The organism is Chryseobacterium luquanense (assembly GCF_026460945.1).
Classification (GTDB): domain Bacteria; phylum Bacteroidota; class Bacteroidia; order Flavobacteriales; family Weeksellaceae; genus Chryseobacterium; species Chryseobacterium luquanense.
The window spans coordinates 377431-384176 of record NZ_JAOVZV010000008.1 but is presented as its reverse complement, the minus strand read 5'-3'; the positions used below and the strand labels follow the sequence as shown (position 1 = coordinate 384176).

7 protein-coding genes and 1 pseudogene are annotated in these 6746 nt (G+C 30.3%); 7 read left to right on the top strand and 1 reads right to left on the bottom strand.

The window, feature by feature from the left end; genetic code table 11:
• Window positions 1-99: 99 nt before the first annotated feature.
• A complete protein-coding gene (locus OEA66_RS10010) occupies window positions 100-642 on the bottom strand; it encodes a peptidoglycan-binding protein LysM (RefSeq protein WP_267281239.1) in 543 nt (180 codons plus the stop codon).
• 818 nt (window positions 643-1460) lie between these two features.
• On the opposite strand from OEA66_RS10010, the gene OEA66_RS10005 reads away from it, so the two are divergent.
• From OEA66_RS10005 to OEA66_RS09975, 7 genes and pseudogenes are all read left to right on the top strand, one after another.
• Window positions 1461-1586, top strand: coding sequence for a hypothetical protein (locus OEA66_RS10005; RefSeq protein ID WP_267281238.1), 126 nt, complete (start codon window positions 1461-1463; stop codon window positions 1584-1586).
• Window positions 1587-1865: 279 nt separating this feature from the next.
• Complete coding sequence (locus OEA66_RS10000; protein ID WP_267281237.1) at window positions 1866-2090, top strand: hypothetical protein; 225 nt, start codon at window positions 1866-1868, stop codon at window positions 2088-2090.
• A gap of 135 nt (window positions 2091-2225) precedes the next feature.
• Window positions 2226-2588, top strand: a pseudogene (locus tag OEA66_RS09995) (DUF8464 domain-containing protein); the annotation flags it as partial.
• 631 nt (window positions 2589-3219) lie between these two features.
• A complete protein-coding gene (locus OEA66_RS09990; protein ID WP_267281235.1) occupies window positions 3220-3951 on the top strand; it encodes a relaxase/mobilization nuclease domain-containing protein in 732 nt (243 codons plus the stop codon).
• A 26-nt stretch (window positions 3952-3977) separates the two neighbouring features.
• Entirely contained in the window at window positions 3978-4193 is a 216-nt protein-coding gene (locus tag OEA66_RS09985; protein WP_267281234.1) for a hypothetical protein, read from the top strand.
• A 1052-nt stretch (window positions 4194-5245) separates the two neighbouring features.
• On the top strand, window positions 5246-5479 hold the full coding sequence (locus tag OEA66_RS09980) for a helix-turn-helix domain-containing protein (RefSeq protein WP_267281233.1): 234 nt from the start codon (window positions 5246-5248) through the stop codon (window positions 5477-5479).
• Window positions 5480-5619: 140 nt separating this feature from the next.
• On the top strand, window positions 5620-6342 hold the full coding sequence (locus OEA66_RS09975) for an HNH endonuclease (RefSeq protein ID WP_267281232.1): 723 nt from the start codon (window positions 5620-5622) through the stop codon (window positions 6340-6342).
• The last annotated feature ends 404 nt before the right edge of the window (window positions 6343-6746 follow it).

Here is a 6746-nt window from a genome sequence, read left to right as displayed (position 1 = left end):
AGTAAAATAACTACAAGGATTATTCATTTGGCTTAAATAGAAAAGCCCTCAACACTTTCAAGTGTTGAGGGCTTTTCTATTTAAAATATTTTTGTTAACTTATAGTGCAGTGGCAGTATAAGTTATTTTTTGCGTGTAAGTACCCTGTGGTTTCCCCAGAAGTACCTTAGATGCTTTTTCCGCCGAAATAGAGTAGGCAATATTTAAAGATCGTTTGGCACCTAAACTTGCATTACTTACCAGCACCTGATCAGTTGTAGATAAGGTGACCTCATTTAGGGTTCCCGCTAAACTTCCACCAGGTATTGCTTTTACCTGTAAGATATCTACTGGAATTACATTTGCGCCACTTACAAAGTGAGAACCTTCAGATTTTACTTTTACATCAAAATTTTTGGAAGAAATGATGACTAAACTGTTAGGAACAGTTACGTTTTTTGATGAATTATAATCTGCTGTAGTCCCATAATTAAAATCTACAGTGCCTTCTGAAGCAATAGTGCCTATGTCCATTGCAATAACGTCTGATAAAATAATATTAACTGATTTGCTAACCTGCTCAGAATTTTGTGCCAGAACCAGGTTGGTTCCTAAAGCGATTGCTCCCATAGACAGCGCAGCAATAAAGATTTGCTTTTTCATGATTTGGATAAATTTATCAAATCTAATAACATTATCTGAAATGACCAAAGCCTTTATTGTTATTAATTAATTATTTTTCAATTTAACGGTAACGGATATTTTTTTCTTAATCGAATTACTTCCTGCTGTTGTAATAATTTGTTGTCCACTCATGAAAAGAGAACCCGTATACCTTTCTTTTGAAATTTTCTGATGCCCTGTCGATAAAGAAATTTCTTCTATTTCTGTAATCTTCGTAGATAAAGAATTTTTTTTTGAAATGGTATTTAGTGACTGACTTGCGTAACCTGCCTTGCTAAGTAAGGATAGTCAGGATTTACCAATGGTCAGACTGAATATTCCGTTTTTGTCCGTGATGCAATTAAATAATTATATGATAAACAAGTATGATATGGTTATTTAATAAAGTACACTGTTTCATCTCAATATAAGGTCTTTAAAAATTATAGATATTTAGTTATTACAAATTAAATAATAGTTAAATGATCATAGCTTAAAATCTAATATAAACGGATAAGAAGAAAACTGAATTTTGAGAAAGAATATTTTCACATATCGCCCGAATAAGCTTTATTATGATAATAAAGAACAACAAAGTTCTGGACAAGGTAATTATGAGCTCAAAGGACTTTAGACCAATATAAAAAAGAATCCACCAACCAAATCAGCTCAAGTAATCTAATGAAGTTGCAGGGCAATTTTCTTAGCGGTGCTGAAACAACCCTTTTTTTGTATTTTGCTTTAGAAAGAAAAACAAATTCTTAAAAGATAATCACATTATCAATCCCGATTTTCAAGACACCACTATTATTGAGGCAATGGAAAATGAATATCATACCAATTTTGACAAAGGGACATTTTCAAGAGCAGTTCTTGTGAAACCAAATGATTTTGAAGAGATTATCTATCAGGAATTATCTAAACTATTTAATATCAGCTATTAAACTTTACGCAATTCAGTAAATTGTATGATTAGTTATCATAATAATACAATTTTGTCTGCAAATAAAACAATATCGTTATGCAGATAACCAATCTATTATTGATGAATTAGGGTAAGTAAAAGAGATACTCTATTCTCTCAAAAAAGAACTTGGACATCGAGTTGAAAAAGAAACTGTACTCTATAAAAGAGTGTTCAGAAATTCTTAAACTTGATTATCGAACCGTGCGCTCACATATTTTAAAAGGTAACATTAAAGCAGAACAAATAGGAAGATTCTATGAAAGAAGCCCTCCTTATTCTCGGACACCTTCCAACGAAACAAAATGAAAAAGAAGCTTGGTATCTCAATACTTTTGCCAGCGAATCCCAAGCCTCTTTTAAATTGGATAGAAGACTCAACGTCTGGTATCTTCATTCAGAAGGCATTGGTGGGAACATTACCGACTTTATGAAGAAATATTTAAACGCTTCAGTAAGCGAAGTTTTAGTTTGGGCAGAGTAGCAGAATTTTTCTTCTTTTCAAAATCAAACCTTTTCTAATCAGAAATTAGAAAATCTTCCTAAAATTATGAGATCATCGAAATTAAAAATATTCATCATTCTGCACTTTTGGAATATTTGAAGGAAAAGAAAAGTAGATAACCAAATCGAATTTGTGAAAGAGATTCATTATCGAATGAACGATAAAAATTATTTCGGAAATGGATTTAAAAACAATTCCAGTAGTTACGAAATCCGCAATAAATACTCCAAAATTTGTTTAAGCAAAAAAGATATTTCGACAATCAAAAATGGCTCAGATTCGCTTCGGATTTTCGAAGGGTTTTTCGATTTTCTTTCAATTAAAAATGTAGAAAAATTTTTAGAAAAAAGACCTTCCGATTATATCATTTTGAATTCCGTATCAATGATTTCTAATATTAAAATTGCACTTGATAACTATGAAAAATCGAGCTTTATTTTGACAATGACGAAGCAGGAAATCGTGCCGTTGAAATGATTAAAACGAAAATGAAATAGCAGAAGATTGTAGGGTTTTATATTCAGGATTTAAAGAATTTAATGATTGGTTGATTCACAAAAACCCATCAAATCAGATACAAGTGAAATACAGGCGAAAGTGAGTAAAATAAACGCAGGTAAAATGCATTGGGTAGTTAGTGCAAAAAGTACCTAAAGTTTACAATAAGCGTATCCGCTGATTGCAAAATTGGGATTTTTATATACGAAGTTACCAAAGAAAATGAATTGCAGATTGCTCAGAAAAAAAACACTTCTAGCAATTAGATTGGAAAGGTGGCTTGAAGACTAAAGAAAATAAAAAACTAGATAAAGTGATTTCGATACGAATGACCAATTCCGAATATGAAACCCTGATTCAAAAAACAGAAAAAAATATTCACTCAAATTATCAACCTATATCCGGAATGTTTTGTTGGAAAAAGAACTAAAAGTCAATGAATTTAAAACTGATGAAAACCTGCTTCAATTTGGAAATCACTTCAAAAAAATCACCAATCTTTTTCGAAATCGGGAATGGAATGTTTTTGAAAACAAGAAAGAAATTTTAGCAAAAATTGAGAATGTAGTTGATTTGATCCATCAATATTTGTACTCTAAAATTTAGAAAAATGAATAATTCCGCAACCACGAGAACCATCACGAAAATAGCTTTGCAATACAATGGAAACGATAAAGGAACAGCAGAGATGATAGCTTCGAATTATCTTTTGAGTGACACTGCTGAAGGTCAATTTCTCGAAATGAAAATCGTAGCCAATCGAAACCCTAAAGTTGAGAAATGGGCTTTGACAGGCTATATTTCTCAACCGAACGAAATCGGCAGAAAATTGACGGATGAAGAATTTTTAGAAATCGCCACCAAAGCTTTAGAAAAAATTGGAGTGACAGAAAACAACCAATCCCGATTGGATATTCATAACAGTACGAAGCAAAAGCATATTCATTTTGTTGTCAACAGAATTGATATTTCTGGGAAATGTACAATAAAAGCACAGGATGAAGTCATAAAAGAAATTCCTAAGGAGGTATCGGTTTTTTATGAAAAAGAACAACTTGCAAGAAATCAACATTTCACAAATATTGTCACTATAATAGAAGCCGTTATTTCACAAAAAACCAGCGATTATTTGGAAAGTCTTCAAAAACCAGCAAAAAGAATGGAGAAATTTATTTGGAGCGGAATTGGTGTTGCAATTTTCACAGTTTTGGTGTTGATTATTTCTATCAATTTCGCATCCAATTGGTACAAAGAAAGCATCAAAGCAAAAAGTGAACTGCGTCAAGATATTTTAAATGAAATTCCTGCTGAAGGAAAAAAAACTATAACGAAAATAAGATAAAAATATTCAAAGAGAATACCAAAATTATGCAACTTTGGATTAAAAACTATCCTAAGAAAGCGGAGGATTTTCCCATATTTCAACAGAGAACAAAACAACAACAACAATCAGATTCAAAAATTCAATTCCTTCCGTTGGTTGGAAACGCATTTTTGCAAGAGTATTGGTGCAACCACATTGAAAATATTTTCAGACTTTGGCTTTTGGAATATTTTGAAATGAGATTGCGGTTTTATTTTTAATAGTTTAAATTTTAAAAATATTATTAATTTCAGAAAAATTTTTAATCCCCAAATTCTACACTTCATTAATTCTTATTGGTTCATATCAGATAATTTTTGTAGATATTTATCTACAAACGCAAATTAAGCAGGATTTTTTTTTATTTTGTGAATAATTTAATTATAATAACACATTAATATTGAAAACGTATCAATATTCAATTATGCGGGATTTTTATTTCGTTTCGTCTATTTATTTTTCAACACCCCTCCCCTCTAATCATTTGATTGCTTGATGGTTATTAAAAAAAGGAGTTGTCCAAATTCTTTCGGGAAGAGATTCTCCTATTTTTAGAGACTTATTCTGTGCATACGATGTAGTCGTAAACACGATTGTGAAAACAAGGGACATAAGCCCCCTGCAAAAAATATTTTTCATATTTTTGAATAGGTTTTTAATGATTATTAATGACTGATTATGCTCTTTCCTGTGGTCTACAAACTGAGGAAAGGGCTTTTTCTTTTTCTAATGGTTGCTTTAAATGATCTGTGTCTTGATATTTGTTTTTAGTTGCTGTTTGAAAATGATATGCTTGGGAGGAGACTTCCTTAGTAGAGAAAAATCTCCTGCCCAAACAATCATAAAAAATTAATATGAATGAAAATTGTGTCCCGTGAAAGCTGTAAAGCCGCAATGAGTTGTACACCTCATTGTATCGTTTAATCTGATACTATGTTTTTGAAGGTGCTTAGAGTGTAGAAAATGAGGACTGCATTGGAAAATAAAACGGCATGGAACTCTACATTATCCAATTCGGGGCACTGGTATACCTTACATACAGATAAGAGAGCCCACGCCTAGGTCGTGAGCTTTCTGCTTATCATCTCGTATGTTAAAAATTACCAGTTTTCGAATTTGAGATTCTAAGCAATAGCTTCTATTATTCTTTGAAGTATCGCAAAATTACTTTAATAAGTAATTATTTCCAAATATAAGAATTTTTCATTTTGTTACAAGTTCTTATAACAAAATTTGCAAAAAAAATTACGCCCTTTGTATAAAGTGCTAATAAATGGACAGTTTAAAAGATGAAATACTAAGAAAATTTGGAGAACACGTTAAAGATTTAAGAATTAAATCTGGACTAACTCAAGATGATGTTGTTCTTAATAGCAGTAAAATCACTAAAGGGACAGTAAGCGATATAGAAAATGGGAAAAGAAATTTTGCATTTACTACCTTGATAGACTTAGCTAGAGGTTTAAATGTATCTCCTAAAGATTTACTGAACTTCAAAATTGATTAAAATTCCGACGAGAGTCGGGATTTTATTTTTGAAGAAACTAAGTAAATCATCTAAATCAAATATTCAAATGCTATTCTTATTTGTGTTAAAAGCTTTCGAAACGACTTGTCATCAAAATAATAAAAAACTATAAAATAATCATGAAAAACCCAAAATGGCATAGGGATGAACTTATCCTTACATTAAATCTTTACTATAATTTGGAATCCAAATCATTTGTTAGTACAAATTCCGAGATTATAAATCTGTCCAAAATTTTAAACAAATTACCATTACATTCCAACCAAAGCAGAAATTCGGATTTTAGAAATCCTAATGGCGTTGCAATGAAGCTAAGTAATTTCACTTCAATTGATTCCAATAATCCTGCAAAAGGTTTAGATAGAACCTCTCGATTAGACAAACAAATTTTTTTTGAATTTCAAAACAGTAGAAATCTATTAACAAATATTTCCAATGTCATTATTGAAACTTTAAGTGATGATGATTTAAGTTCTAAGATCTATCAAATTGAGGAAGAGCCAAAAACATCCATTAAGGAAGCGGTTGAAGGTGAAATTCTTTTTAAATTACATAAGTTAAGAGAACGGAATCAAAAACTTATTGATTCAAAGAAACAGCAAATCCTAAAACAAAATGGTAAACTAGCTTGTGAAGTCTGTGAATTTGATTTTAGTAAAAAATATGGCGAAATAGGAAAAGGATTTATTGAATGTCACCACACTCAACAACTTTCAACTTACAAAATTAATCAGAAAACAACATTAGACAATCTTGCATTAGTATGTTCTAATTGTCATAGAATGCTACATAGACTACCTGAAGACATGTCTATTGAAAGATTAAAAAATCAAGTAAGCTAATGACATTAAAACTCTCTTCAAAAGTCTCAAATAAAGAATCGTTGAAAAGAATAAGGTTTTAAATTTCAAATCAATCTTTTTTAGTATCTGTCTTAAAATTGTTGAAAGTACATATCTATTTTTTTAATCCTTTATGAGGAGTAAACCGAAATTGAAAGTACAATAATATCAAGAATAACTAGAATGCTGTAGATGTATAGTGTTTTTGTAATTATGTTTTCATAAAGATAGAAGAATATTATAATCGGTTTTTTGTTTTTATGGAAAACCTCAAAAATTAAATTTAATGTTTTATATATTTAGTAAGTAGTTGTAATCCTAAATAAACCATTTAAACTAAAGTATTATGAATCTTTCTTTCAAAAGTTGAAAAACTATATCATAAATGACTTCCTTATTATTTG